The sequence below is a fragment of the Alistipes sp. AF48-12 genome, assembly GCF_003477565.1.
In the GTDB taxonomy this organism is placed as follows: domain Bacteria; phylum Bacteroidota; class Bacteroidia; order Bacteroidales; family Rikenellaceae; genus Alistipes_A; species Alistipes_A hominis.
The window spans coordinates 118,567-143,432 of the sequence record NZ_QUDJ01000007.1 but is presented as its reverse complement, the minus strand read 5'-3'; the positions used below and the strand labels follow the sequence as shown (position 1 = coordinate 143,432).

Below are 24,866 nucleotides of genomic sequence, written 5' to 3'. Positions count from 1 at the left end.
TTTCGGCATGGTTTGAAGAAGAAAAATATCCGGAGCCGGAAAGTGTAACTACTTTTCGGCTTTTTGTGTCAGGTAATGTTCGATTTCTCCGAACGGAGCGTCTTTCAGGATTACGAACTTTTTCCGGTCGATCAGGTAAAGGGTCGGGATGGCGCGCAGGTCGTACAGTTCTTCGTTCTTGATCTGCTGCGAAGCGTCGTAGCCGTTCAGCCAATGCGTCGGAAGCGTCGGAAGGTATTCTTTCCATGCTTTCATGTCTTCATCCGGATACACCGACAGCACTTTCAGCCGTTTGTCCCCGATCATTTTACGAACCGTTTCCGAACCGTTGATCTGGTCGATCGTCTCTTGGCACGCATGGCAGCCGGGATTGTTGAAGAACAGGATCAGGTATTCGGCGTCGATGTCGTACAGCGTGCCGGTCTTTCCTGAAGCCAGCGTGTAGGCGAAATCCGTTGCAGGCATTTCCGGACGGTTCCGCTGAGCCAGGTCGAGGCGGTAACGCATGCGTGTCTTTCCCGCTTCGGACGTTTTCGGAGAGCCGATAGCAACCCGTAGAACGGTGATATAGAGCGTTTCGTTGCGCATCGGGGAGTTTGGATCATAGAGGTATTTCTCGAATAGGTCTAAAAAATGGGCGTACATTGCCGTATCCGCTTCCGCTTTCGACAGCGTGGTTTTGACCGATGCGGCGGCGGTTTCGGCGTTCATGTGTTCGATGATGTGGACGTAATCGGCAAAAGCCTGTTCCGTTATTTCCGGTTTGCCGATCAGCGAGGTATCCGTGAAATCGAAATTCCGCCAGTAATTTTTGCCGATGTATGCGGCCCGGTCGTCCGGGTTGTCCAGGATACTGGGAACTTCGATCATTTGGAAATTTTTGGATGCCGTAGTCTGTTTTTTTTCGTTTCCGGAGCCGCACGCTCCTACCAGGCAGCACAAGGCGAGTAAGCAGAAAATTTTTGCCATATCGTCGTTTTTTTAATTGTTCGTTTTCGCTTTTTTGCGTTCCCGCTTTTGTTGTCTCAGTAGGGCGCGCTGTTCTTTCCGTCCGGGCGTTTTTGTTTCGGCGGGAGTTATCGTCGGCGGTGTCGTTTCCGAAACGGCCGTGTCCGGTTTTTGTCGAACAGCCGTGCTGTCGGTTCCGTTTTCCGAGGAGTCGATTCCCGGTAGGATGCCCTGGCGTTGCAATTCGAGACTGTCCGCCTTCGACAGCGCTTCGCTGTCGGTATTTACGGTCAGCGAATCGGCGGCCGGCGTGATCTTCATCCCGCTGAGCGATGCGGCTTCGATCCCCTTGTGGAAGATGTCGGTGATCGTATGCCGCAGGTTGACGCGCGTCGTGTCGATCAGTCCGACGTACGACGGGATATTCTCGCTGCGGTAGCGCGCCCGCCCCAGCCGGAATTTGAATTTGTCGAGCGTGCCGAAAATATTGACGCCGAGGCGGAACGGGATCGGTGATTTGAGCACCGATATATGGTAGTTGAAACTCATGTCGAGTTTCTGCACGCCGCTGACGGCGGCTTTGTAGCGGTCCATCTCGATGATGAACGGGAACAGCTCGATCTGGTTGTCGCGCACCAGCATATTGACCGAAATGCGGTCGATCAAGTTGCGTTGCTTGTTCTTGAAGTGCATCATTTTGGCGATCTCGGTAAAGGTCTCGCCGTCGAGCAGCACCATGTTCTCTCCGTGGATGCTGCATGCGGCGTTCAGCGTCGACAGGTCGATGTTCATCATCGTGTCGACGGCCGCGGTCGCCGCGATCTGGCAGTCCACGACGCCTTCGAACGACCGCAGCATCGGCAGCATCGAGTCGACTTCCGGAATCAAGCTGATCAGCCGGTCGACTTTCATCCGGGTCAGTTCCAAGTCGAACCCGGTGATGATGTCGTCCCGGCTGCGGGTCGCGTACAGTGCCGTCAGGTTCATGCTGCCGGCGTCGGTTTCGGCTTTCAGGTCTTTGATCTGGAGGCAGCGGTCGCGGGCGATCAGTTCGGCTGCCAGCGAGTTCAGGCGCAGATTCGTATAAATACCGTAGTGCGTGCACAGGTCGATCTGCGCATCGACATTCGACGGGATCACGATCAGCGGACTCGCTGCGGTGGTGTCGTCCACGCCGCTTTGTTCGGCGATCACCTGTTGCAATTGTTCGCTGTTCTCGGCTTCGGCGACCGATCTCTGGTAGGTTTCCGAAGCGTTTTCGTATTGTGCGCCGACGGTCGCGGCATGGATCAGTTCGTTGAAGTTCAGCGTATCCGATTCGATGTTCATTTTGATCTTCAACTGTCCCCGTCCGAGTAGTACGCGGCGCAGGTTCGAGATTTCGCCGGTCAGTTCGAGCGACGACTGTCCGGATTGAATCTGTGTGTTTTTCAATTTGACGGCATCGGTCGTAAAGGCAATATCGACGTTTTGCAGCGTGTTGGTCAGCGGAAAGTAGGGGGTCAGCAGCCGTCCCGAAGCGGCTTTTACCGATCCGCTGGCATCCCATCGGCGCAACATCTCCGCCGCGCTTTTGTCGAGCGACAGATCGAGGTCGGAGCCCGAAAAGTCGTCTTTGCGCGAACGGCTTCGCGTCTGCGTTCGGGAACGGTGGTACGCGAACAGCGAATCGCGCGCGACGGACGGATAGGCTTGTTGCAGCGAATCGAGCAGTTGCCGCCGCCGGGCCGAGTCCATTCGGTTCGGAACCAGCGTCGCTCGGAAATCGACATGCCCGTTTTGCAGATCGTAGCGGTTGACGGCGCTTTTCGCCTGCATCGCCCGTGCGTCGAATCCCAATTGAAGCAGCGGCACCGCCGGATTTTTTTCAGAAGGAACAATGCTGAAATTGCTTTGCATACCGTCCAGACGAATCCAGGTGGAGTCGAATGCCGCCATCGCGAGCATACGCGCCTCGACGCGGCCGTTCAGCGGATGTACGACGGTCGTGTCGCCGCTCAGCGTCGATGCTGCGCTGTGGGCCGACGCCGATACGGCCGATCCGAGCAGCACCCACTGCCGTTTCATGCGGAGGTTTAACGTGTCGGCTTTGACGGTCGTGTGCAGCATCTCGGCGTCTTTCCCGATCAGCGAGTCTTGCCGGTTGCGGTCCGATCCGAAATGGATCATCCCGCCGCCGACCATCATGAAAATCGTATCGCGGGGGATATCGACCAGCAGGCTGTCGAGCGTAATGGTGCCCTCTACCCGTGTTTTGCCGATCTTCCCGATCTGAAGCTGACTGATCCGGAACGAAGCGTCGGTATTCAGTCCGAGCCGTCCGCGTACGGCGATGTCCTGTTTCGACGGGAACAGGATCGACAGCGTGTCCAGGTAGACGGCTCCGGTCAGTTTCATCCGTACGGACGGATCGCGCATCGCGTTCCACACCGATCCGCTGCCGTGCAGCCGGATACCCGATCCGGCGATGTCCAGTTTGCGGAATACCGCGCCGGTCGAGTCCGGCCGTTGCGGATCGTAACGCAGCGAAGCGTCGATCCCGAACCGGTCGATCCGCGCCTCGCGTTTTTGTAGGAGAGGTATCCGTCGTTGGTCGTGACGTCGAGGTCGATCCGTGGCAGGCGTCCGTCGCTGAACCGGTAGCTGCCGTCGATCCGGGTATGCAGGTCGAAGGCGAGGTTGGTGTCGAATGCCCGGAGCGTCGGCATCAGTTGCGGCGGAACGAGGGTGATCGCCCGTTCGAGCGCCAGCGGCCGGATCGTGCACTGCAGTTCGGAAACGATGCTGTCCCGGGCGATCGACATGCGGCCGTCGAATCCTATCGGGATGTCTCCCAGTTGCAGGTTCAGTTTATCGAGCGCGATCGTTTCGGGATGTTTCGGATTGAACGTGAAACCGCCTTTCAGGGCGACCGGCAGGCTGCCGCAGGCGTCCAGCGTATCGAGCCGGACGCTGTTCACGGAGCTCAGGTCGATTTTGTAGTCGTGGCGGAACGTGTTTTTAAGCCGCAGGTGCTCCAGGTCGACCGTAGCGTACAGCTTGTCGGGCTTGCTGTCGTACACGATTCGTCCGCTGTTGCGAATGTCCAGGCCGGCGATGTTCAGGTATAGGTCGCCGCCCTGCTCCGTGGAGTCGCCGGCCGTTGTGTCCGCCGCGAAGATTTCCCAGTTGGCTTTGCCCCACGGGGAAACGTAGGCATAGACTCTCGGCCGCGTCAGGGCGATCCGGCGGATCGAAATGCGCGAGGCCAGCAGTTGCGGCAGGTTCAGCGAAACCGAAAATTCGTCGAATTTCAGCAGCGTGTCGGCCGCCGCCGGAATCCGGGTTCTCAGCGAGTCGGGCAATCCGGCGAAAGCGTGCGAAATGATCTCGCCGCCGGAAAGTTTGACGCTGACGTTCGGGAAGTTCTCGAATACGGACAGCGTGACGGTGTCGAACCGTACCTGCGCGTCCAGATAGCGACTGCTGTATTCGTTCACCAGCGGCGTTAACCGCGACGGGGTCAGGATCAGCGCTACGGCTCCGAGCAACAGCGCGATGAGCAGCAACAGCGAACCGGTCAGTACGGCGAACAGTTTGATCAATCGGCGCGGTACGTTTTTTTTCGCTTTGCGGCCCGTTTCCGGGCCTTTTTCGAGGGCTTTACGCTGCGGTTCCATCGGTTTCTTTTCCATGTTTGCGTTGCACGTTGCAAATATAACAATTTCCGGCGGGATAGCGCTTGCCGGCAACAAGATGAAAGCGCCCCGTCTCTTACGAAACGGAGCGCTTTCGGGTTTAATTATGCCGTGAAAAAGCTAAAACGCTTTTTTGTACACTTCGAGGATCTCTTCGACTACGGCCTTGCGCGGGTTGCCCGGCGTGCAAACGTCGTTGAAAGCGGCCTGAGCCAGCGTCGGAAGACCGCTTTCGGGTACGCCCAGTTCGCTGAGGTGCTGCGGGATGCGTACTTTGACGGCCAGCGCTTTCACTGCGTCTACGGCAGCTTGTGCGGCCTGGTCGTCATCCATGGCGGAGGTGTCGACGCCCATCGCTTCGGCGATCGTGCGGTATTTGGCTTTGGCGGCTTCCTTGTTGTACTCCATCACGAACGGCAGCAGCAACGCGTTGGCCACGCCGTGCGGAATGTCGTAGTAAGCTCCCAGCGGGTGCGCCATGCCGTGCACCAGGCCGAGGCCGACGTTCGAGAAGGCCATGCCGGCGATGTACTGCGCGGTAGCCATGCCGTCGCGGGCTTCGATGTCGGACGGATTCTCGACGGCTTTGGGCAGCCATTTGGCGATCATTTCGATCGCTTTGATCTCGAACATGTCGCTCATTTCCCAGGCGCCGAGCGTGATCAGTCCCTCGATCGCATGGGTCAGCGCGTCCATACCGGTCGCGGCGGTCAGTCCGCGCGGCATCGACAGCATCAGTTCGGGGTCGATGATCGCCAGCGTCGGGATGTCGTTCGGGTCTACGCAGACCATTTTCTTCACGTTTTCTTCGTCGGTGATGACGTAGTTGATCGTCACTTCGGCGGCGGTGCCTGCGGTGGTGGGCAGCGCGATTACCGGAACCGATTTCTTTTTCGTATTGGCGACGCTTCCAGCGAAGTCACGTCCGCGAATTCCGGGTTGTTGATGATGATTCCGACCGCTTTCGAAGTGTCCATCGACGAACCGCCCCCGATAGCTACGATAAAGTCGGCGCCGGCGGCTTTGAATGCCGCGATCCCGTTTTTCACGTTCTTTACGGTCGGGTTCGGTTTCACTTCGTCGAACATTTCGAACGGAATGCCGGCGGCTTTCAGTACGTCGGTCACCTGTGCGGCCACGCCGAATTTCACCAGGTCTTTGTCGGTTACGACCAACGCTTTTTTGTAGCCGCGTTTTGCGACCTCTTCTGCGATTACTTTTCTCGAGCCTGCTCCGAAATAGGAGGTCTCGTTGAGAATCATTCTATAAGCCATAGCGATTTATATTAAAAAAAATTAAAAACAATCGTCGAAATTGGCCGGATCGTCCGGGGTCGCCCGTTCGCGGCGGTAGTCTGTAATCGGCAAACCGTTCGGAATGAAAGGGTTCGGCATAAGGCTGTCCGGCCTCTTTTTGCGCCGCAAAGGTACGATAAAAAAGCCAATTAATGAAATGTTTTTTCGCTCGGGGCGATTCTCAGGCGGCAGGCAGGGCTTTTGCCGCATCGGCTTTTGCCCGCATCCGGGCGGCGCGGCTGAAGCTGTCGGGGTGCGTCGAAAATAATTGCAGGATCGCGTCGGCCTGTCCGTCTTTCCGCTGCGAGGTGCGGTGGATTTTTTCGAGGGCGCTGGCCATCGCATACGGGTCGTAGCCGTTGCGCTGCAAAAAACCGAAACTGAAATCGTCGGCCGCGTACTCTTGTCCCTGCGAGAATTGCGATCCGGCCAGCTTCTCGGCCAGCGATCCCCACTGCGAACCGCTCAGCGAACCGATCACGCCGCCCGTAGCGCCCAGCGCATTCCGGGCCGCCGAAGTCAGGTAGGCCTTGCGCATCGCGCTCAGCGTGTCGCTGTTGCGGATATGTCCCATTTCGTGGCCGACGATCGCCATCAGTTCGTCGTCGTTCATCAGATCCATCAGTCCGGAAAAAATGCGGATACTGCCGTCGGCCGTTGCGAAGGCGTTGATCTGCGCGGTTTTGTAGACGCGGAAATTCAGCGGAACGCCGTTGACGGCTACGTAGCGCGACGTCAGCCGATCGAGGCGTTCGGCGTAGGGATCGTCTACCGGCAGCAACGCATTTTGCGCGTCGGCGTAGTCGATGTATTTGCGGGCCATCTGCATCACGTGCTCGTCTTTCAGCGTGGCGGCCTGCAACACGTCGACCGTCGCCTGCAACGCGGAGTTCGGCAGCCGGATCCGCGAGCGGGTCACGACGATGATGTAGATGATCAGAACGATGATCGCGACTTTCAGCAGCATACGTTTTCCGTCGAATTTAGAAATCCGGTATAAAATTAGGATAAATTGGCGTATTTTCGCAAAAAAAATGCAACCGATCTATGAAAACCACTCCTTTTACCCGCTATCATGTTGAGAATGGCGCCCGGATGGCCGAATTCGCCGGCTACCGCATGCCGATCGAATTCACCGGAATCAACGACGAACATGCGGCCGTGCGTGAACGGGCCGGCGTTTTCGATGTGAGCCATATGGGGGAGATCTGGGTCAAAGGGCCCCGTGCCGCGGAATTCCTGCAATACGTTACGACGAACGACATCCGCGCGCTGCGTGACGGGAAGGTACAGTATTCCTGTCTGCCGAACGGTCGCGGGGGAATCGTGGACGACATTCTGATTTACCGGATCGACGCCGGGACATTTCTGTTGGTGGTCAACGCGTCGAACGTCGGCAAAGACTGGTCGCACCTGGTCGCACAGGGCGAAAAATTCGAAATGCGGCCCGGGAGGGAGCTTTACGACGCTTCGGACGAGATCGCGCAGCTTGCCGTGCAGGGGCCGCTGGCGATGCGGATCGTGCAGCGGTTGTGTCCGGAACGGGTCGAGAATCTCGAATATTATACGTTCGTAAAGACCGAGGTGGCCGGCATCGGGAATGCGATTCTTTCCGCGACGGGCTATACCGGCGCCGGAGGGTGTGAAATTTATGTGGCGGCGAAGGACGCTCCCCGGTTGTGGGATGCTTTGTGGCGTGCGGGCGCGGAGTACGGTTTGCAGAATATCGGTCTCGGTGCCCGCGATACGCTGCGCCTGGAGATGGGTTTCTGCCTTTACGGGAACGACATCGACGATACGACTTCGCCGGTCGAGGCCGGTCTCGGCTGGATTACGAAGCCGGTCGACGGCAACGACTTCATCGACCGGCCGCTGTTCGAAGTCCAGAAAAAGGAGGGGACGGAACGGCGTCTGGTCGGTTTCGAACTGACCGAACGGGGGATTCCCCGGCACGGTTACGCGCTTGCGGCTCCGGACGGGCGGACGATCGGGGCGGTGACTTCCGGAACGATGTCGCCGACGCTGAAAAAAGGGATCGGCATGGGGTACGTGCAGAGCGCTTTTGCCGCTCCGGGTACGGATATCGACGTGGTGATCCGCAATAAGCCCGTTCGGGCCCGGGTCGTGAAGATGCCTTTCTTGAAACGACGGGAAGCGGAGTAGTGCGGATATCAGACGAAAGGAGGCGGTTTGCGAACCGCCTCCTTTCGTTTTTGTTATGAAATCGTCTTTCTCTCGGCCGTCGCCGGTTATTTTGCATCCGCTTCGCCGAGCAGCGTTTCGATTCGCGGCGCCAGGTCGCGGAAGTCGGGAATGGCGGCCAGTTCGTCGAGAGAGACCCAGCGGAAAGCGTCGGATTCGTTCCGGTCGATCATCACCCGGTCGTCGTCGCCGTCGAACAGGAAGACGAACCGCATGTCGTGGTGCGTGTGTTCCGCTTCGTTTTTCGCAGCGCAAGCGGGGATGTAGTGCGAGTCCATGTCCAGCGGCAGCGCCGTTTCGCCCGGAAACGTCAGCGGCGTCAGTTGTTCGCTGCGGATGCCCGTCTCTTCGGCAATCTCGCGGTAGGCGGCGTCCAGCACCGAGTCGTCCGCCGCTTCGACGTGTCCGCCGGGTTGCAACCATTTGCCGAGTTGGCGGTGTTTGAGCAGCAGTACCCGGTGGCTCGCCCGACTGACGATCACGCCGCCGGCGGTGATATGGCCGGCTAAGTTTTTGCGGTCGTACAGCGATTCCCCGTCGAACCGGGCGACGAATTCCGTGAACGGCCCGGTTTCGGCTTTTTCTTCGGGAAAATGCCTGAAATAGCGTTTTTGTAAACGCCGGATGTCTTTGCGCAGATCCATTCGGGGAAGGGTTATTTTGTCCAGTTTATTTTGGCCGTCTTGACGTCGCGGGAGTTCGGACCGATGCAGACGTTGAACTCTCCGGGTTCCCAGACGTGCTCCAGTTCGCTGTTGTAGAATTTCAAGTCGGCAGTTGTGATGCGGAACGTTACGCCCTGCGTTTCGCCGGGTTTCAGCGTGATCCGGCGGAAGTTTTTCAGTTCCCTGACCGGTCGCGAGATGCTGGCCACCGGATCGCCGATGTAGAGCTGGACGATTTCGTCGCCCGTGCGGGTGCCGGTGTTGGTTACTTTGACCGTGGCGTTTATCGTCCCGCTGCCGCCCGAAGCGACCGCCCGGTCGAGCTGGATGTCGCTGTAATCGAACGTCGTGTAGCTCAGCCCGTATCCGAACGGATAGACCGGATCGTTCGTAATGTCGAGGTATTTGGTCGTCGCCCAGAAGTCGGCGCGGTACGGCCGTCCGGTATTCAGCGAGTTGTAGTACAGCGGGAGTTGGCCTACGCTCTGCGGGAAGGTCGCGGTCAGTTTGCCTGACGGTACGCGGTCGCCGAACAGTACGTCGGCCAGCGCGTAGCCGGCCATCGTTCCGCCGTGCCAGGCTTCGAGAATCGCGTCGAACCGTTCGTTCTCCCACGACAGGGTCAGCGGGCGTCCGCTCATGATCGCCACGACGACCGGTTTACCTGTATCGTGCAGCGCTTTGAGCAACGCTTTCTGGCATTCCGGAAGTCCGATGTCCGAGCGCGAGCGCGCTTCGCCCGACCAGCCGCTCGGTTCGCCGACCGTGGCGACGATCACGTCGGCGTCTTTGGCCGTTTCGAGCGCCTGTTCGATCAACGTTTCGGTCGGCGTCGTGTTTTTCCCGGTCTGAGCCAGCAGCATCGGTTCCTCGGTCAGGTTCGATCCCTGTGCATAGACCACTTCGGCCCGGTCGCCGACGACCTCTTTGACGGCTTCGAAAATGCTGCGTGCCGGGGCTTCTTCGCGCAGCATGACCCAGGTGCCGAACAGTTCGCCGCGCGTGTTGCCCATCGGGCCGATCACGGCGATCTTGCCGGTTTTTTGCAGCGGCAGGATTTGCCGGTCGTTTTTCAGCAGCACGATCGACTCTCCGGCCAGTTCGCGCGCCGTTTGCAAATATTCGGGCGACAGGGCCTTTTTCTGGCGTTCGGGATCGGTGTACTGGTACGGGTTGTCGAACAGTCCCAGTTTGTATTTGGCTTCGAGGATGCGGCGGCACGCCTGGTCGATCTCCTGCCGGGTTACCTTCCCTTCGTCAAGCGATTTTTTCAGCGTCCAGATAAAAGCGTTCGCGCCCATGTCCATGTCGAGCCCGGCTTTCAGCGCCAGCGCCGCGACCTGCTGTAGGTCTCCCATGCCGTGGGCGGTCATTTCGCCGACCGATCCGGCGTCCGAAACCACGAACCCGTCGAATTTCCATTGGTCGCGCAATACGTCGGTCAGCAGCCAGCGGTTGCCGGTCGCCGGAATTCCGTCTACGACGTTGAACGACGACATGAAGCTGCCTGCGCCGGCTTCGGCTGCCGCCTTGTACGGCGGCAGGTAATAATTGTACATTGCTACGCGGCTCATGTCCACCGTGTTATAATCCCGTCCGGCTTCCGATGCGCCGTACAGCGCGTAGTGCTTGACGCAGGCCATCACGGTGTTCGGCGCCGACAGGTCGTCGCCCTGGTATCCTTTTACCATCGCCTTGGCTATTTCCGACCCCCACCACGGATCTTCGCCGGAACCTTCGGCGATTCGGCCCCAACGGGCGTCGCGGGCGATATCGACCATCGGCGAGTAGAACCAGTTGATGCCGAAAGCCGAAGCCTCTTCGGCAGCGATCCGAGCGCTTTTTCGGATCAGTTCCGGATTCCAACTGCACGAGATGGCCAGCGGGATCGGAAATACGGTTTTATAGCCGTGGATCACGTCGAGACCGATCAGCAGCGGAATGCCGAGCCGCGACTCCTTGACGGCGATCTCCTGCGCTTTTTGCGTCGCGGCGGGGTCCATGCCGCCGGTTGCGCTGAGATATCCTTTGCGGATCGCTTCGTCCTGGCCTACGGCGGCGCCTACGACGCCCGGAACGCCCCCGGAAGCGAGGTTCAACTGCCCCAGTTTTTCGTCGAGGGTCATTTTGCTCATCAGGTCGTCGATGAATGCGTCCATTTTCGGGTCGCGTTGTCCGTATGCCAGCGAAGCGCACAGCAAGGTAAGCGACAGTAACAATTTTTTCATGGTCGGGTTATGCGTGTTGGTTTAGGTTTGTCATGATCGGCGAACGACGACAACCTGCAGCAGGAATGTCGTCGTTCGCAGTATGTGGTCGAAACGCCGAACTATTGATTCAGCGTCCGTTCGATATAACTTTTGTAATCTTTCACCACCGGGCAGTAGTTGCTGCCGAACAGCGGCGACGAGATCAGGAAATCGGCCGTCGAACGGTTGATCGCCGTGGGCACGTTGTACAGCGTCGCCAGACGCAGCAGCGCTTTTACGTCCACGTCGTGGGGCTGGGCCTGCATCGGATCCCAGAAGAAGATCACCGCTTCGACCTTGCCTTCGGCAATCATCGCGCCCAACTGCTGGTCGCCGCCCAGCGGACCCGATTTCAGCAATACGATATCGACCGCTTCCTCATCGAACTCTTTGCCGCGCCGGTCGCGCAACGTCCGTTCGACCATTTTCCCGGTCGTTCCGGTGCAGATCAGATGATGTTTCAGCAAAACCTCCCAGTTCCAGTCCACCCATTCGGCCAGGTCGCGCTTCATGTTGTCATGAGCGACCAGGGCCACGCTCTTTCTGTTTTCCATAACCATTATAATAATACATTACGGCGCAAAGGTACTAAAAGTTCGGCCGAAACGGAACGTTCCCGGTCTAAAATTCCGGAAGATTACCTGAAATATTTGCTGCGGCATACGAAATGCGGATTGTGCAGCGAGATCTTGTTGTATTGCAATCCCGCGCCCCCGTCGAACGGTTCGACGACCCCGCCCGCTTCGCTGAGAATGATCTCTCCGGCGGCCGTATCCCATTCGTAGGTGTTCGACGTGCGGACGTAAATTTCGACGGTACCTTCGGCCAGCAGGCAGAATTTGAACGAACTGCCCTGCTCGACGATCTCGGCCGCCGGATGAACCGCTTTGATCCGGGCGATGTGTTCGAACGTTTCGTCGGTATTGTGCGAACGGCTTACGGCGATGCGGATCGGTTCGTTGGCTTTGTCGCACAGCGGCAGCCGGGTCGTATCGCTCCAGATTTGCGGCAGGTCGAACAACGCTTCGTGGTCGGGCTCTACGTCGGTTTTCAGGTAGCATCCGGCTCCTTTCAGCGCGAAGTAAATTTTATGGATATACGGAACGTAGATCACCCCGATGTACGGTTCGTTGTTGTGCATCAGCGCGATGTTGACGGTGAATTCTCCGTTGCCTTTCAGAAATTCCTTGGTGCCGTCCAGCGGGTCGACCATCCAAAACAGATCCCAGTTGCGCCGCTCTTCGTACAGCAGGTCGCGCCCCTCTTCGCTCAATAGCGGGACGCGGGTCTGGCTCAGGTATTTCTTGATCAGTTCGTGCGCATCCCGGTCGGCTATCGTGATCGGGGTGTGGTCGCTTTTGATATCCACGGCGAAATCGGCGTCCCCGGTATAGATGTCGATGATGCGCGCCCCGGCGCGGATCGCGGCATTATAGGCATTTACCAGCAGGAAGTCGGTTTGTTCTTTGTTCAGCATGGCTGTTCGGTTTTATGGCGTTCGGTTTCAGATTAGGTTCGCATATTATTTGGAGGATTCGAAGATCGGAATTTCTCCGTCGGCGACGGTTACGGTGGTTACCAGCGGCCCTTTGAAGCGTTCCCCTTTGCGGCTGATCCACACTCCGCGCGGGAATCGTACCGTCCGGCTGTCGGACTCGCCGAGCAGCGGGGCCACGAGGTATTTCGACCCGATCATGAACTGGTCGTTGCAGTCGGTGAATCCGTTACGCGGAAATTCGTATTCCATGTGGCGTACGATGGGTTCGGCCGTGCGGGCGCTCTCCTGAATCAACTGTCGGTAATATTCGCCGATTCTCTCGCGGGCGGTAAACGCCGCCTTGCACTGCGCGGCGACCGCCGGATCGGTGATCCGCCACGGGGCGATGTCGAGCGCGGCGACCGGCAATACCGACGAGAGCTGCACGTAACGCAGCAGCACTTTCGGGTCCCGTGCGACGGAGTCCGACGTCAGGGCCGGATCGGCGCTCACCGTGCTGTACGGGTATCCCAGCAGGTTGGCCGTAAGGATATTGGATACCATCTCCTGTAAGAGCCCCCATTCCAGCGGACGTTTCGTTTGTAAATCGTGGATATAGGGCGCGAAGCCGTCGCCCCGGCTGATCGTATATTGGCTGGAGTGGAAATCGTTGCCCAGTTCGCTCCATTTTTTCAGAAATTCGGCGGCCCCGGCATTTGCGAAGCGCGCGTAAGGCAGCGCTCCGTCGCAGTCGAACAGGAAGCCGTCGACCCCGAGGCTGTCGTGCAGCACGCCCAATTGCCGGCGAAGCATTTCGTACACGGTCTCCCGCGTGATGTCGTAAAAAGCGCTGTATCCGCCGATCCATTCGGCCATTGCCGTGCGTCCGTCGGACAGTTTGACGAATGCTCCGCTGTTGCGGAAAGCGCGGTAAATAGGCCCGTCTCCGCTGACGAATGGCGTGACGGTCAGCATGAGCCGGAATCCTTTGTCGTGCAATTCGCGGATGAGGCTGCAAAATCGCCGTACATTTCGAGGTTCGGCGTGAAACTGCCGATCGTCGATTGCCACCCGCCGGGAACGACCAGCGTTCCGGCCGGATAGCCTGCGGCGAGAATGTTCTGTGCATACTGCCGGATGTCGTCGGCCGTAGCCGAGAACGGAATTTCCGCGCTCATGTCGTACACCGGGGCCGTGAAGAACTCCGCCGCCGGAGTCGGCGCGTTTTCTGCCGGAGGAAAATTCTTATGGCAGCAGACCAGGTAGGCTTCCCGCAGGGTTTTACCCCCGGTGACGGCTTCGACCTCTTCGATCGGCGATTCGATCCGGAATTCGGTTCCGGTATATTCGATCTTAAAGGGCGATTTGCTCCAGATGTAGCGTCCCCGGCTCGAAATCAGCAGCGGAGCGACGTTGCTTTTCACCCAGGTGGAAAGGTCCGTTTGCGGAAAAGGCTCGCTGAGCGGCATCGCCTGTTCGCCCCCGACGAATACACCCCACCACTGTTCTCCCTTCAATACGTCGATTTTCGTACTGTACTGCGCGGCCAGCGATTCGCAAAGCAACGCGGCCGCCAGTACCAGTCCTGCTATTTTTTTTGTACATATCCGTTTTGTTAATATTTCACTTTTTTCAGCAGGGAATTGAACCACATCAGTTTGTCCCCGAACAAATCCCGGGCCGTTGCGGCATACTCCTCGAACAGTTCCCCGACCAGTCGCTTGTACCGGGGCATGTCGCCGACGTCCACCTGCAGCGAATAGGTGAAATGCTCCTCGGCGGTCGCCGGCAATACGCGGGTAAAAGTGATTTTATCGAATCCCTGTGCCGCGAGCAGCGGGAGGTAGTGTTTGCGCAAAGATTCCAGCCAGCGGTCGTGGATCGCCGGATCGACCATGAAAGAGGTGTTGACGATATACATAAGTCCGGTAATCTGTCTTTAAAATTTTGTCTAAGGTACGTTTTTATTCCGATTTACTCAAATTTTTCAGGGGCTTTCTCCGCGGAGCCGTCCGGACAGCCGCAAAAGGAACGTTCCGTAACTTATTCCGGTAGTGGAGAATGTCCGTTCATTTGCGTTAACGAAATAAAATGCGGTTTTTGTATCCCGAAAAGACTTTTTTATCCCTTCAAAAACAATGATTCCGTGTTTTTTACCAATAGATGCGCGCCGGAAACGGAACGTTCCGCGCTTTCCGTCCGGCGAAATTCCGCCCGTCGTCGGTGAAAAAGCGCGGGGATTTTGTTTTATTCGAAAAACATCGCTATCTTTGCTCTCCGATTTATGCAAATCTAATTTGTGACTAAATGTACGCAATCGTAGAAATCGCAGGTCAACAGTTTAAAGTTGAGAAAGGTCGGAAGCTCTATGTTCACCGTCTTCAGGGGGATGAAGGTTCCTCGATGAGCTTCGACAAAGTCCTGCTAACAGACAATGACGGTCAGGTTAACGTCGGCACACCTGTAGTAGAAGGGGCCGCAGTGAATGCAACGATTCTCAAGCACCTGAAAGACGACAAAGTGATCGTCTTCAAGAAGCGGAGAAGGAAGGGCTATCGGGTAAAGAACGGTCACCGTCAATACCTGACCCAGATTCAGATCGATGAAATTAAAGCTTAACGTTTAAAACCTCAGAACAGAGATGGCACACAAGAAAGGAGTCGGTAGCTCCAAGAACGGTCGGGAATCCGAAAGCAAACGCTTGGGCGTAAAACTTTTCGGAGGACAGGTTGCCAAAGCGGGCAATATTCTGGTTCGCCAGCGCGGCACCGTACACAATCCGGGTGAAAACGTAGGCATTGGCAAAGACCATACGCTTTATGCCCTCGTTGACGGAGTGGTTTCTTTCCGCAAGAAAGAAAAAGACAGATCTTACGTTTCGGTGACTCCGCTGTCGTAGGGAATCCGAGATCGGATATAGGAATTGCCCGGAAGCAGACGCTTCCGGGCAATTCTTTATACGGGAAATCTCATGAAAGAAGCGATAAATTCTTTGTTTGTAAGTTTAAGAGATGATACAGAAAAATGATTTAAAATGACGATTATGTGCTTTGTGCCGTATAATTATTTCATTTTATGCTGTTTTGTATTTGGAATAACGCAAAAAAAAAGTATATATTGCTCAAATATATGGAGTGTTTTAATGTGAAATTTATTTTATTTAAATCTATATAGTATGAAGAAAGTTGTATTATGTTGGTATATTTTGCATCCTTTCAGAAATCAAAAAAAATCACGTTGAGCGATCCCCTTTGCATGTAAATTTGGAAATATGCGAGTTACTCTCGGAGTGAAATTATATTAGGATTTGCTGATGTTTCTTTAGGTTATAGACTTGAATGGGGTATTGTCTAGTCATATTTGACAATACGCAAAAGAAATAAAGCTAAGGTTTATATTTATAGTTTGATAAATAAATATTTTTTATTCATTAAAAAACACGAAGGATGAAAAAACAATTTTTTTAATTGGAGGGGCTCTCGTTTTGGGACTTCCTGGGAAGTCAATTCATATCAAACGGCGGTTTCTGATTTGATCTCTGAAAATGTGGAGGCTCTTGCTCGAGACGAAACTTCGTCTGGGTTTGCAGAGGTTTCTTGTTATTATGAAGAAGTTACTGATTCAAATGGAGATGTTGTCCAGTCGCATGCGATAATGTGTGAGGGAGAAGGAGATAAGGCTTGTACTTGTAGTCATGAAAAATAAATACAGTGTTTATAAATTAACGTTTTGTTAAAAGAATATTAAAGATGAAAAAATCGACTTTCTTTATTGGTGCTTTTTCTTTGGTGGTTTTCTCTGGAATTAGTAAGAAATTACATCAAACAGCAGTATCTGATGTGATGACTGAAAATGTAGAAGCTTTAGCCCGGGATGAAACGTCATCTGGATATGCCGAGGTTAGTTGCGTATATGAAGACGTGGTTAATAGTGACAGTTTGGTTGTGAAAGTCCATTCGAGGAGTTGTTCTGGGGAGGGCGATCTGGCTTGCTCTTGTGATCATATGAAATGAAAATAATTTTAGATAAATATGATGGTAACTTTTTAAAGAGTCTCCGTTTATGAAACGAACCTCGTTTGTTGCAATCGCATTTTCCGTTGTGTTTTCCAGTTGCGTAAGTTCGGCATCCCGACCGGATTACCCTACCGATTTGTTGACGATAACTGTTGACGTCGGTCGGAATGATGACGGTAAACTGATAGACAGTATATTGGAATTTTCGCATTATGTCATTTTGGATCCGCAACAAGAAGTCCTGATTGGAAAAATAAAGAAGTTGCAACTTCTGGACGGACATATAGGTGTTGCGAGTGAGAATAAAGCTTACGTTTTCGATTCGACTGGTAGGCTGGTGCATTGTTGGGATCGCCAGGGGCGCGGTCCTAACGAATATTTGCAAATGACGGACATGGAGATCGGTAGGGAAAAGGACTGGGTATGTCATGTGTATGACAAGAATGCGGGAAAGTTATTGACGTATGACATGGACGATAAAGCCGTTTCTGTTAAGGAAATGATCCCACATGCAAAGGCGTTCAAACTTTTGGGTGATGGCCTGATCGCTTTTAATATGGGAAATGGTTCGAGCACCTTTTTGCAAAAGGAAGACTATTTTAATTACAGATGTATCGACAGTTTCGGCAAAACACGGATATCTGCTGTTCCGTTCAATAAGCAAATGTTCGGATTGTCGACGCAATACGATAAAGGGAAGTCGTTTTTTTACCGGTATGGAGAGCAAATTTATATGAGCGCTCAGCATAACGATACTATTTACCAGGTATCCGATACCTCCGGTCGGATAACGCCCTGTCTTGTGTTTGATTTGGGTGTCGAACGACCGAGGGCGGATGATGAGAATTACCCGATTTCGAACTACCAGAAAGGTTTAGGCGGTGAAAAACCAGAAGTTCCGGTAGCGTTCTATAAATTTCCGAACGGTTATTTAGCCGAATATACTTATGATTTCCGACCGTATGTGCTGATTGCCAACGAACAAGGAGAGATATTGTACACCGGTAACAGCGCCAGGGATAAGAATGGCGTTTTATTGAGGCCCGTACCGTATCTGGATTTCGACAATTCCGGTTATCTGATTTCATATTTCAGTCCGGTGAATATCGAGGCTGATAAAAAGATAGGTCGGAGAAAAGGTTGCGATTCCGCTTTGCTGGATGAATTATCTTTAAAAGTCTCGGAGAACAGTAATCCTGTTTTATTATTCTATAAGTGGATTTACTGAGACGTGCCGGATTGATGTGCTTCAATGGTTTATGTCCGTATTTTAATGCGGCGATTTAAAAATAAGATGCTGTTTGGCAGTCTCTTATGTGTTATTCATAAAAAGACGACGCCCGGAACTGCAGTTCCGGGCGTCGTCTTTTTATGAATCCGGATTCCTCCGGTTCCGGTTGTCCTTATTTCGCGTAGCTGACCGAGCGGGTTTCGCGGATCACGGTGATCTTCACCTGGCCCGGATAGGTCATTTCGTCCTGGATCTTCTTGGCGATGTCGTGCGACAAGCTGTCGGCCTCCTGGTCGGTGATCTTCTCGCTGCCGACGATCACCCTCAGTTCGCGGCCGGCCTGGATCGCGTAGGTCTTCATGACGCCGGGGTAGGCGAGGGCCATGTCTTCCATCTCCTTCAGCCGCTTGATGTACGATTCGACCACTTCGCGGCGGGCTCCCGGACGGGCTCCGGAGATCGCGTCGCAGACCTGTACGATCGGCGAGATCAGGTTGTTCATTTCCATTTCGTCGTGGTGCGCCCCGATGGCGTTGATCACTTCCGGTTTTTCCTTGAATTTCTCAGCCAGTTTCATGCCGATGATTGCGTGCGGCAATTCCGGTTCGTCGTCGGGCACCTTGCCGATATCGTGCAGCAGGCCGGCGCGACGGGCCATCTTGGCGTTCAGTCCCAGTTCCGAGGCCATGATGCCGCACAGATTGGCCACTTCGCGCGAGTGTTGCAGCAGGTTTTGTCCGTAAGACGAACGGTATTTCATCTTACCGATCAGGCGGATCAGTTCGGGATGGAGCCCGTGGATGCCCAGGTCGATCGTGGTGCGCTTGCCGGCTTCGACGATCTCTTCTTCGATCTGTTTCTGTACTTTGGCAACGACTTCTTCGATGCGTGCCGGATGGATGCGGCCGTCCGTTACCAGTTGGTGCAGCGCCAGACGCGCGATTTCACGGCGTACCGGATCGAAGCCCGACAGGATGATCGCTTCCGGCGTGTCGTCGACGATGATCTCGATGCCGGTAGCGGCTTCCAGGGCCCGGATGTTCCGTCCTTCGCGGCCGATGATCCGGCCTTTCACTTCGTCGCTCTCGATGTTGAACACCGTGACCGAGTTTTCGATGGCCGCTTCGGTAGCGACGCGCTGGATCGTCTGTACGACGATCTTTTTCGCTTCCTTGTTGGCGCTCATCTTGGCCTCTTCCATCACTTCGTTGACATAGGTCATCGCTTCGGTCTTGGCCTCCTCTTTCATGTTTTCGATCAGGATGTTCTTGGCTTCGTCGCTACTGAGGCCGCTGATCTGTTCGAGACGGGTGTTTTGTTCCTTGATTTTGCGGTCGAGGTCTTCCTTCTTGCGTTCGACGCTCTCGATCTGAGCCTGCAGACGCTCGCGTACGGAATCCTGTTCGCGGATTTTCTTGTTCAGCTCGTCCTGCTGCTGGGTCAGGTTGTTTTCCAGTTGTTTGGCGCGCTGTTCGCTCTGGGAGAGCTTTTGGTTGCGCTCGTTGACGGCCCGGTCGTGTTCGCTTTTGAGCTGGATGAATTTTTCCTTGGCCTGGAGAATCTTCTCCTTTTTGATCATCTCGCCGGCCGATTCGGCCTCTTTCAGAATCGCGGCCTTCTTGTTCCGGACGATTTTCGATGTGATCGAATAGCCTGCATAGCAGCCTGCGGCGGAACAGATGACGGCAATTATTGCTATAATTACAATGCTCATAGGTGTTAGTTAAATGTATTTATATGTTAAACAAAATGTACGTTTGGGTATAAAAAAGACCCGCACAAATTCCTCTTTCCTTGTTTGACGAATCTCCAATCTCGTCATGTATGGGGCTGCCGTTTATCGCAAACGTCCAACGTCTTCGGATGAAGAACCTTCCGGGGGGAAGGTTAAGGCCTGTTTTTGAAATACTGAGCTTGACCCCAATGTAAATAGTGTTGAGTTTCGCAAAGCTTAAAAGGAATCCATGCGGGTTTTTATTCCTTAACTTATATGTCCAAGAACCTGTTGTCTGTTATTAAGACGTCGTTTGCGTTTCAAATATTGTTCAGGTAGTCGTCGATCTCTCGTTCGATTTTCTGCAAACGCTGTGCCTCTTCCGTCATCTCCCGGTTCATCTCCAGCCCGACCTTGTCGACGGCCACCTGCAAAGCGGCCATGGCCAGATAATCTTCCGGTTCGGCGGCGAACCGGGTTTTGTAAACCGAGATCAGGGCATTGATATCCTGTGCCGCACGCCGGTACTTTTCCTCCTCGGCCTGCCGGATCGTCATCGGGTATTCTTTACCCGCCAACTTCACCGATATCCTGCGCGTTCCTGCCATCAATATAACGTCTTCGCTACTTGTTCATCAATGCAAGGCATTTGTCAATTTCCCGCAATAGTTTGTTGACTCTGAGCCTTGCTATCCGGCTGTCGCCGCGGTTTCCCATCAGACCGGCCGCCGTTTCGAGCGTTTCGATTCGTCTGCCGAGCTGCCGTATTTCCGTTTCGGCCGCTCTTTTTTCGAGGATGACCGTGTCTCGTTCGGCGGTCAATTCACGCACTTCGCTGCGAAGTCGCCGGTTGTCCTCGATGATCCGAGAAACCTTTTTCTTCAGTGAATCGATAATCGCCTTGTTGTCATCCATTTCTGCAGACAAAATTGATTCGTCCACTCAAAAGTAGTTATTTTTTGTCAAAATGCAAAATCTATTTTCCGCGCTTCCCTATACGAATTTTCCGTAAAGGTCGTAATCTCCTGCTTCCGTTATTTTTACGTCCAGGAAGGTTCCCGGCGACGGATTCTCGTCGGTTTCGATCAGGATTTCGGTATCGACTTCCGGCGAGTCGTATTGCGAACGTCCGACGAGGAACTCTCCCTCGCGCCGGTCGATGATGATCCGCTCTCGCGTGCCGATCCGCCGGCGGTTGTTTTCGGCCGAAATGCGGTTTTGCAGTTCCATAATCGCGTCGGCCCGCCGTTGTTTCACCTCGTCCGGTACGTCGTCGCGCAGCCGCATGGCCGAATAGGTGCCCTCTTCTTCCGAGTACGGGAAGACTCCGAGCCGTTCGAATCGCACCCGTTCGACAAATTCCAGCAGTTCGTCGAAATCCGCTTCGCTTTCGCCCGGATAGCCGGTCAGCAGCGTCGTCCGCAGCGCGATGCCGGGAATCCGGCGGCGCAGTTCGCCGATCAGTTCGTAGGTCTGCGCCTTGTTCAGCCCGCGGCGCATACTTTTCAGTTGCGGGTCGCTGATGTGCTGAAACGGGATGTCGAGGTATTTGCACATTTTCGGTTCGTCGCGCAGCGCGTCGATCACGTCCGTCGGGAACTGCGCCGGGTAGGCGTAGTGTAGGCGTACCCATTCGAGCCCGTCGATGCGGCACAGCCTGCGGAGCAACTCGCCGAGCCGCCGCTCGCCGTACAGGTCGAGGCCGTAGTAGGTCGTATCCTGCGCGATGACGATCAGTTCCCGGACGCCCCGCGCGGCCAGCATCTCCGCTTCGCGAAGCAGCTCTTCCATCGGCACCGAGACGTGACGTCCGCGGATCAGCGGGATCGCGCAATAACCGCATCCCCAGTTGCATCCTTCCGAGATTTTCAGGTAGGCGTAATGGCCCGGCGTGGTCAGGTGCCGCTCCCCGGTCAGTTCGTCGCGGTAGCGTCCGCCGACGGTTTTCACGATGTCGCGCAGGTCGTTGACGCCGAAGTATTCGTCCACTTCGGGGATCTCTTCCCGCAGTTCTTCCCGGTAGCGTTCGGCCAGGCAGCCCATGACGAACAGGTGGTCGATACAGCCTTTGGTCTTCGCGTCGGCGAATGCGAGGATCGTGTTGACGGACTCCTCTTTGGCGTCGCCGATGAATCCGCAGGTGTTGATTACGACGATCCTGGCGTCCGTTTCGTTCGAGTCGTGGACGATTTCGAAACCGTTGCGTTGCAATTGTGCCATCAGGTGTTCCGAATCGACGAGGTTTTTCGAACAACCGAGCGTTATGACGTTGATTTTACGTTTCATAGTGCGTATTTGCTTGCAAAAATAGGAAAATCCGCACTATATTTGCATGTCGACATGAAATTGACCGAATGTTTACGGACATTTAAAACGATAGATTATGCTGAGTAAAAAAATGGAAGAGGCGATCAACGCCCAGATTAATGCGGAATTCTGGTCCGCATACTTGTATTTGTCGATGTCCTGCGATTTCGCTCGGAAAGGACTCAAGGGAATGGCCAACTGGTTTTCGATCCAGTTCCGCGAGGAACAGGATCATGCCCGGATGCTGATGGATCATGTCCTCGCACGCGGCGGAAAGGTCGCTCTGGCGCCGATTGCCGAAGTGCCTTCCGCCTGGGATTCTCCGCTGGCCGCTTTCGAAGATACGCTGAAACACGAAAAAAGCGTGACCGCCCGGATCAATGCGCTGTGCGAGCTGGCTGCCGCCGAAAAGGATTTCGCTTCGGCGAACCGGTTGGTTTGGTTCATCGACGAGCAAATCGAGGAAGAGGAGAACGTGCAGGGCATTATCGATGCGCTGAAGCTGGTCGGCGACGACAAGGTGGGAACCTTTATGCTGGACAAGGAACTCGGGGCGCGAACTAGCACGCCTGCGCCGGGGAAATAATTCCGGCGTTTCAAGTATGTAAAATATGCCGTCTTTGTGACGGCATATTTTTGTTTGAGGCGGATGTTGTTTTAGGTTTCATTCCGTTTTGTTTCGGCCTTTCATCAATTTTTGCCGTCTGTCTTCCAACGGGATTTTTATGTCGAAATAAAGTTTGCCATCAGGAATACCTTCCGCTTTGATCTTCGTTTCGAGATACCCTTCCCTGTCCAGTGACTCCCCCCGGATTGTTTTTGTGACGTTCAATACGCGCAGAATAACATATTCATCCGGTATTCCGAGTATTTTAAAAGCCGTTTCCTTTGTTCGTCCGTCGCCGGAAGTCCAGATACCTTGCAGTAGCATTCTGAAACGTTTCCGATAAGGCTCCGTCTCCTCCGGGGGAAGTTTACATACGTCGCTAACAGCAAGCAGTATTTCATGGGCTCCCAGGGAAGTAGGACATTCGTGCAGAATCGATTTGGCCTGATCGAATGCTTCTTGGTATTTTCCGAGTTGTAATAGTTTGTGTGCTTCGCTTTCTCCGTTTCCTACGAGACCTTTGTAATTGGATTGCCGGGCGAATCCGTAATAGATTTCGGCGCATTCCCACGGGGTCAGGGTCGTATCGGCCTGCTCAAAACGTGCAAGCAACTGGTTGTAGGTATTCGGTGAATCGGTTGCCACACTGTCGCCAGGGACGGTCGTGAGGAATTTTTTCATAATGGTTTCCGTTGTTATTGTTTTAGTTTCCTGGGAACGGGCTTGAGCTCGATAGCTATTGGTCAACAATAAGACGGTGAGGCTGAGTATGGAAAGTTTTTTCATAAGAGAGGTAGTTTTAGTGAGGTATTCAAAATTAAAGAAATTAGTCTGAATATGCAAAAATAGATTTAAGTTGGCCGTATGGGGTGATACGGTGATAGGAATGCAATTCGTTGGTTGTTTCCTGAACAGGTACTCTTGTGGCCGAATGCCTGCAAGCAGTCGATTTTGTTGACATCTCCGATTGGCGTATCGGAATCCTGAACCGGTTACTGATGCCGATTGCCATTTCGTTTTTGATCGTGCTGTCTATCTTCGCGACGGTGTGCGATTTGACAGCCGGTAGCCTGAAGATCGACGCCAGCGGCGGGGCCAATATCGATATGGCCGTAAAATGCGAGCAGATCGTAATCGGAATGTCGGGCGGCGCGCGCATTACGGCTTTCGGCGAAACCGGGGCTCTGAAGGCTTCCGGGTCGGGCGGCGCGCATCTGGAAGCGGCCGGACTGAAGGCAAACGACGTTACGCTGGGAGGTTCCGGCGCGGCGGGGTTGCGAGTATGGGCCGTTCAGAACCTGAGCGTTTCCAGCCTATCCGGCGCGGCGACCGTGCGGTATAAAGGCGATCCGCGGATCGGCACGCTCCAGATCGACCGGGGGTCTTTCGGAAAATTAAATCCTTAAAATCGGCTTCCTGCGCCGGTGCGGCGCGGATTTCCCGCCCGAACGAAACCGCTGGGGTTTCGCCGGGCGGTTTTTATTCCCCGAACAGGCTGTCGACGAATTCCCTGCGGTCGAATACCTGCAGTTGGTCGATCCCTTCGCCGACGCCGATGTAGCGCACCGGGATTTTGAACTGGTCGCTGATGCCGATCACTACGCCGCCTTTGGCCGTGCCGTCCAGTTTGGTGATCGCGAGGGCGGTGACGCGCGTGGCTTGCGTGAATTGTTTCGCCTGTTCGAAGGCGTTCTGGCCCGTCGATCCGTCGAGCACCAGCATCACTTCGTGCGGCGCGTCGGGAATCACTTTGGTCATAACGTTGCGGATCTTGGTCAACTCGTTCATCAGGCCGATTTTGTTGTGCAGCCGTCCCGCCGTGTCGATCAGTACGACGTCGGCATCGTTCGCTACGGCGCTACGCAGCGTGTCGAAAGCCACCGAGGCCGGGTCGGAACCCATGTCCTGGCGGATCATCGTGCCCCCGGCGCGTTCGGCCCAGACGGCCAGTTGGTCGATCGCGGCGGCGCGGAACGTGTCGGCGGCGCGATATAGACTTTTTTTACCGTCGTTTTTCAGCTTCGAAGCCAACTTGCCGATCGTGGTCGTTTTGCCGGCCCCGTTGACGCCGACCACCATGACCACGTACGGCATACCGTTGCGTTTCTCGTAGGAGAAGTTCTCCTCGCCGGCGCTTTTGTTCTCTTCGAGCAGGGCCGTGATTTCGGTGCGCAAGATGCGGTTCAGTTCCGCGGTGTTCATGTATTTGTCTTCGGCGACCCGTTTTTCGATCCGTTCGATGATCCGTACGGTGGTGTCGACGCCGACATCCGACGTGATCAGCACCTCTTCGAGGTTGTCCAGCACCTCTTCGTCGACTTTCGACTTGCCGGCCACGGCCCGCGCCAGTTTCGAGAAAACCCCTTCTTTCGTCTTTTCGAGCCCTTTGTCGAGGTCTTCTTTATGCTCCTTTTTTGAAAAAATATTGAACAGTCCCATAATCGTACGCTATTTGATGATATGCATGGGCCCCGGGAG

Annotated in this window: 25 protein-coding genes and 1 pseudogene; 8 read left to right on the top strand and 18 right to left on the bottom strand. The window is 54.8% G+C overall.

Annotated features, from left to right (window positions below; genetic code table 11):
• Positions 1-48 precede the first annotated feature (48 nt).
• The 5 genes and pseudogenes from DW082_RS06270 to DW082_RS06250 all read right to left on the bottom strand — a co-directional run bounded on the left by DW082_RS06270 (position 49) and on the right by DW082_RS06250 (position 6,887).
• Positions 49-969, bottom strand: coding sequence for a DUF5106 domain-containing protein (locus DW082_RS06270; RefSeq protein WP_118457866.1), 921 nt, complete (start codon positions 967-969; stop codon positions 49-51).
• A gap of 12 nt (positions 970-981) precedes the next feature.
• Positions 982-3,345 carry an AsmA-like C-terminal region-containing protein gene (locus DW082_RS06265; protein ID WP_182424108.1) on the bottom strand — a complete coding sequence of 788 codons (2,364 nt, stop codon included), beginning with the start codon at positions 3,343-3,345 and terminating at the stop codon, positions 982-984.
• Entirely contained in the window at positions 3,342-4,622 is a 1,281-nt protein-coding gene (locus tag DW082_RS06260; RefSeq protein WP_118457863.1) for a hypothetical protein, read from the bottom strand. Before DW082_RS06260 ends, DW082_RS06265 begins: the two co-directional genes overlap by 4 nt.
• Positions 4,623-4,745: 123 nt before the next feature.
• Positions 4,746-5,899 (bottom strand): annotated as a pseudogene (gene fucO, locus DW082_RS06255) (lactaldehyde reductase).
• Between the two features lie 202 nt (positions 5,900-6,101).
• Entirely contained in the window at positions 6,102-6,887 is a 786-nt protein-coding gene (locus tag DW082_RS06250; protein WP_118457861.1) for a M48 family metallopeptidase, read from the bottom strand.
• Between the two features lie 80 nt (positions 6,888-6,967).
• Here DW082_RS06250 and gcvT point away from each other — a divergent pair, with 80 nt between their 5' ends.
• Positions 6,968-8,083 carry a glycine cleavage system aminomethyltransferase GcvT gene (gcvT, locus tag DW082_RS06245; RefSeq protein ID WP_118457859.1) on the top strand — a complete coding sequence of 372 codons (1,116 nt, stop codon included), beginning with the start codon at positions 6,968-6,970 and terminating at the stop codon, positions 8,081-8,083.
• 86 nt (positions 8,084-8,169) lie between these two features.
• On the opposite strand, the gene DW082_RS06240 is transcribed toward gcvT, so the two are convergent.
• From DW082_RS06240 to DW082_RS06215, 7 genes are all read right to left on the bottom strand, one after another.
• Positions 8,170-8,766, bottom strand: a complete 597-nt coding sequence (locus DW082_RS06240) for an NUDIX hydrolase (RefSeq protein ID WP_118457857.1) — start codon at positions 8,764-8,766, stop codon at positions 8,170-8,172.
• 11 nt (positions 8,767-8,777) lie between these two features.
• Positions 8,778-11,015 (bottom strand): beta-glucosidase BglX, encoded by a 2,238-nt coding sequence (bglX, locus tag DW082_RS06235; RefSeq protein WP_101572492.1) that lies wholly within the window; start codon positions 11,013-11,015, stop codon positions 8,778-8,780.
• 101 nt (positions 11,016-11,116) lie between these two features.
• Positions 11,117-11,590 carry a methylglyoxal synthase gene (locus tag DW082_RS06230; RefSeq protein ID WP_055204663.1) on the bottom strand — a complete coding sequence of 158 codons (474 nt, stop codon included), beginning with the start codon at positions 11,588-11,590 and terminating at the stop codon, positions 11,117-11,119.
• Between the two features lie 83 nt (positions 11,591-11,673).
• Positions 11,674-12,513 carry a 3'(2'),5'-bisphosphate nucleotidase CysQ gene (gene cysQ / locus DW082_RS06225; protein WP_055204665.1) on the bottom strand — a complete coding sequence of 280 codons (840 nt, stop codon included), beginning with the start codon at positions 12,511-12,513 and terminating at the stop codon, positions 11,674-11,676.
• A 45-nt stretch (positions 12,514-12,558) separates the two neighbouring features.
• The gene (locus DW082_RS06220; protein WP_409049071.1) at positions 12,559-13,584 is read right to left on the bottom strand and encodes a TIM-barrel domain-containing protein; all 1,026 of its coding nucleotides are present in this window, start codon (positions 13,582-13,584) and stop codon (positions 12,559-12,561) included.
• Positions 13,482-14,165 carry a hypothetical protein gene (locus tag DW082_RS15005; protein WP_259335535.1) on the bottom strand — a complete coding sequence of 228 codons (684 nt, stop codon included), beginning with the start codon at positions 14,163-14,165 and terminating at the stop codon, positions 13,482-13,484. Before DW082_RS15005 ends, DW082_RS06220 begins: the two co-directional genes overlap by 103 nt.
• Positions 14,129-14,434 carry a DUF4286 family protein gene (locus DW082_RS06215; RefSeq protein WP_118457855.1) on the bottom strand — a complete coding sequence of 102 codons (306 nt, stop codon included), beginning with the start codon at positions 14,432-14,434 and terminating at the stop codon, positions 14,129-14,131. The genes DW082_RS15005 and DW082_RS06215 overlap by 37 nt, the downstream gene beginning before the upstream one ends.
• Positions 14,435-14,820: 386 nt before the next feature.
• Here DW082_RS06215 and rplU point away from each other — a divergent pair, with 386 nt between their 5' ends.
• The 5 genes from rplU to DW082_RS06190 all read left to right on the top strand — a co-directional run bounded on the left by rplU (position 14,821) and on the right by DW082_RS06190 (position 17,757).
• Positions 14,821-15,132 (top strand): 50S ribosomal protein L21, encoded by a 312-nt coding sequence (gene rplU / locus DW082_RS06205; RefSeq protein WP_055204671.1) that lies wholly within the window; start codon positions 14,821-14,823, stop codon positions 15,130-15,132.
• A gap of 22 nt (positions 15,133-15,154) precedes the next feature.
• Positions 15,155-15,412 carry a 50S ribosomal protein L27 gene (rpmA, locus tag DW082_RS06200; RefSeq protein ID WP_055204673.1) on the top strand — a complete coding sequence of 86 codons (258 nt, stop codon included), beginning with the start codon at positions 15,155-15,157 and terminating at the stop codon, positions 15,410-15,412.
• A gap of 632 nt (positions 15,413-16,044) precedes the next feature.
• Positions 16,045-16,218: a hypothetical protein gene (locus tag DW082_RS15450; protein WP_373419258.1), complete on the top strand. Its 174-nt coding sequence runs from the start codon at positions 16,045-16,047 to the stop codon at positions 16,216-16,218.
• 44 nt (positions 16,219-16,262) lie between these two features.
• On the top strand, positions 16,263-16,526 hold the full coding sequence (locus tag DW082_RS06195; protein ID WP_118457851.1) for a hypothetical protein: 264 nt from the start codon (positions 16,263-16,265) through the stop codon (positions 16,524-16,526).
• Positions 16,527-16,575: 49 nt separating this feature from the next.
• On the top strand, positions 16,576-17,757 hold the full coding sequence (locus tag DW082_RS06190; RefSeq protein WP_118457849.1) for a 6-bladed beta-propeller: 1,182 nt from the start codon (positions 16,576-16,578) through the stop codon (positions 17,755-17,757).
• A 175-nt stretch (positions 17,758-17,932) separates the two neighbouring features.
• On the opposite strand, the gene rny is transcribed toward DW082_RS06190, so the two are convergent.
• The 4 genes from rny to rimO all read right to left on the bottom strand — a co-directional run bounded on the left by rny (position 17,933) and on the right by rimO (position 21,760).
• Positions 17,933-19,474, bottom strand: coding sequence for a ribonuclease Y (gene rny / locus DW082_RS06185; RefSeq protein WP_101572498.1), 1,542 nt, complete (start codon positions 19,472-19,474; stop codon positions 17,933-17,935).
• A gap of 320 nt (positions 19,475-19,794) precedes the next feature.
• Complete coding sequence (locus tag DW082_RS06180; RefSeq protein ID WP_081032585.1) at positions 19,795-20,082, bottom strand: cell division protein ZapA; 288 nt, start codon at positions 20,080-20,082, stop codon at positions 19,795-19,797.
• Positions 20,083-20,098: 16 nt separating this feature from the next.
• Entirely contained in the window at positions 20,099-20,416 is a 318-nt protein-coding gene (locus tag DW082_RS06175; RefSeq protein ID WP_259335534.1) for a hypothetical protein, read from the bottom strand.
• A gap of 51 nt (positions 20,417-20,467) precedes the next feature.
• On the bottom strand, positions 20,468-21,760 hold the full coding sequence (rimO, locus tag DW082_RS06170) for a 30S ribosomal protein S12 methylthiotransferase RimO (RefSeq protein ID WP_055204681.1): 1,293 nt from the start codon (positions 21,758-21,760) through the stop codon (positions 20,468-20,470).
• A 97-nt stretch (positions 21,761-21,857) separates the two neighbouring features.
• Between rimO and DW082_RS06165 the strand changes: the two genes are divergently transcribed.
• Positions 21,858-22,367: a ferritin gene (locus tag DW082_RS06165; RefSeq protein WP_118457847.1), complete on the top strand. Its 510-nt coding sequence runs from the start codon at positions 21,858-21,860 to the stop codon at positions 22,365-22,367.
• A 78-nt stretch (positions 22,368-22,445) separates the two neighbouring features.
• Here the strand turns inward: DW082_RS06165 and DW082_RS06160 are convergent, their stop codons facing one another.
• Positions 22,446-23,174: a DUF4919 domain-containing protein gene (locus DW082_RS06160; RefSeq protein WP_147386979.1), complete on the bottom strand. Its 729-nt coding sequence runs from the start codon at positions 23,172-23,174 to the stop codon at positions 22,446-22,448.
• 212 nt (positions 23,175-23,386) lie between these two features.
• Here DW082_RS06160 and DW082_RS06155 point away from each other — a divergent pair, with 212 nt between their 5' ends.
• Positions 23,387-23,794 carry a GIN domain-containing protein gene (locus tag DW082_RS06155; protein WP_147386978.1) on the top strand — a complete coding sequence of 136 codons (408 nt, stop codon included), beginning with the start codon at positions 23,387-23,389 and terminating at the stop codon, positions 23,792-23,794.
• Between the two features lie 73 nt (positions 23,795-23,867).
• Here the strand turns inward: DW082_RS06155 and ftsY are convergent, their stop codons facing one another.
• The gene (gene ftsY, locus DW082_RS06150; protein ID WP_118457841.1) at positions 23,868-24,827 is read right to left on the bottom strand and encodes a signal recognition particle-docking protein FtsY; all 960 of its coding nucleotides are present in this window, start codon (positions 24,825-24,827) and stop codon (positions 23,868-23,870) included.
• Positions 24,828-24,866 lie beyond the last annotated feature (39 nt).

Bases quoted from the DNA above. Each gene is read 5' to 3' on its own strand.
- ftsY (WP_118457841.1), bottom strand. From the start codon at position 24,827: ATGGGACTGTTCAATATTTTTTCAAAAAAGGAGCATAAAGAAGACCTC.
- DW082_RS06190 (WP_118457849.1), top strand. From the start codon at position 16,576: ATGAAACGAACCTCGTTTGTTGCAATCGCATTTTCCGTTGTGTTTTCC.
- DW082_RS06250 (WP_118457861.1), bottom strand. From the start codon at position 6,887: ATGCTGCTGAAAGTCGCGATCATCGTTCTGATCATCTACATCATCGTC.
- DW082_RS06195 (WP_118457851.1), top strand. From the start codon at position 16,263: ATGAAAAAATCGACTTTCTTTATTGGTGCTTTTTCTTTGGTGGTTTTC.
- DW082_RS06265 (WP_182424108.1), bottom strand. From the start codon at position 3,345: ATGAAACTGACCGGAGCCGTCTACCTGGACACGCTGTCGATCCTGTTC.
- DW082_RS06240 (WP_118457857.1), bottom strand. From the start codon at position 8,766: ATGGATCTGCGCAAAGACATCCGGCGTTTACAAAAACGCTATTTCAGG.
- cysQ (WP_055204665.1), bottom strand. From the start codon at position 12,513: ATGCTGAACAAAGAACAAACCGACTTCCTGCTGGTAAATGCCTATAAT.
- gcvT (WP_118457859.1), top strand. From the start codon at position 6,968: ATGAAAACCACTCCTTTTACCCGCTATCATGTTGAGAATGGCGCCCGG.
- DW082_RS06180 (WP_081032585.1), bottom strand. From the start codon at position 20,082: ATGGCAGGAACGCGCAGGATATCGGTGAAGTTGGCGGGTAAAGAATAC.
- DW082_RS06215 (WP_118457855.1), bottom strand. From the start codon at position 14,434: ATGTATATCGTCAACACCTCTTTCATGGTCGATCCGGCGATCCACGAC.
- rplU (WP_055204671.1), top strand. From the start codon at position 14,821: ATGTACGCAATCGTAGAAATCGCAGGTCAACAGTTTAAAGTTGAGAAA.
- DW082_RS06155 (WP_147386978.1), top strand. From the start codon at position 23,387: ATGCCGATTGCCATTTCGTTTTTGATCGTGCTGTCTATCTTCGCGACG.
- DW082_RS06270 (WP_118457866.1), bottom strand. From the start codon at position 969: ATGGCAAAAATTTTCTGCTTACTCGCCTTGTGCTGCCTGGTAGGAGCG.
- DW082_RS06260 (WP_118457863.1), bottom strand. From the start codon at position 4,622: ATGGAAAAGAAACCGATGGAACCGCAGCGTAAAGCCCTCGAAAAAGGC.
- rimO (WP_055204681.1), bottom strand. From the start codon at position 21,760: ATGAAACGTAAAATCAACGTCATAACGCTCGGTTGTTCGAAAAACCTC.
- DW082_RS06230 (WP_055204663.1), bottom strand. From the start codon at position 11,590: ATGGAAAACAGAAAGAGCGTGGCCCTGGTCGCTCATGACAACATGAAG.
- rny (WP_101572498.1), bottom strand. From the start codon at position 19,474: ATGAGCATTGTAATTATAGCAATAATTGCCGTCATCTGTTCCGCCGCA.
- rpmA (WP_055204673.1), top strand. From the start codon at position 15,155: ATGGCACACAAGAAAGGAGTCGGTAGCTCCAAGAACGGTCGGGAATCC.
- bglX (WP_101572492.1), bottom strand. From the start codon at position 11,015: ATGAAAAAATTGTTACTGTCGCTTACCTTGCTGTGCGCTTCGCTGGCA.
- DW082_RS06165 (WP_118457847.1), top strand. From the start codon at position 21,858: ATGCTGAGTAAAAAAATGGAAGAGGCGATCAACGCCCAGATTAATGCG.
- DW082_RS06160 (WP_147386979.1), bottom strand. From the start codon at position 23,174: ATGAAAAAACTTTCCATACTCAGCCTCACCGTCTTATTGTTGACCAAT.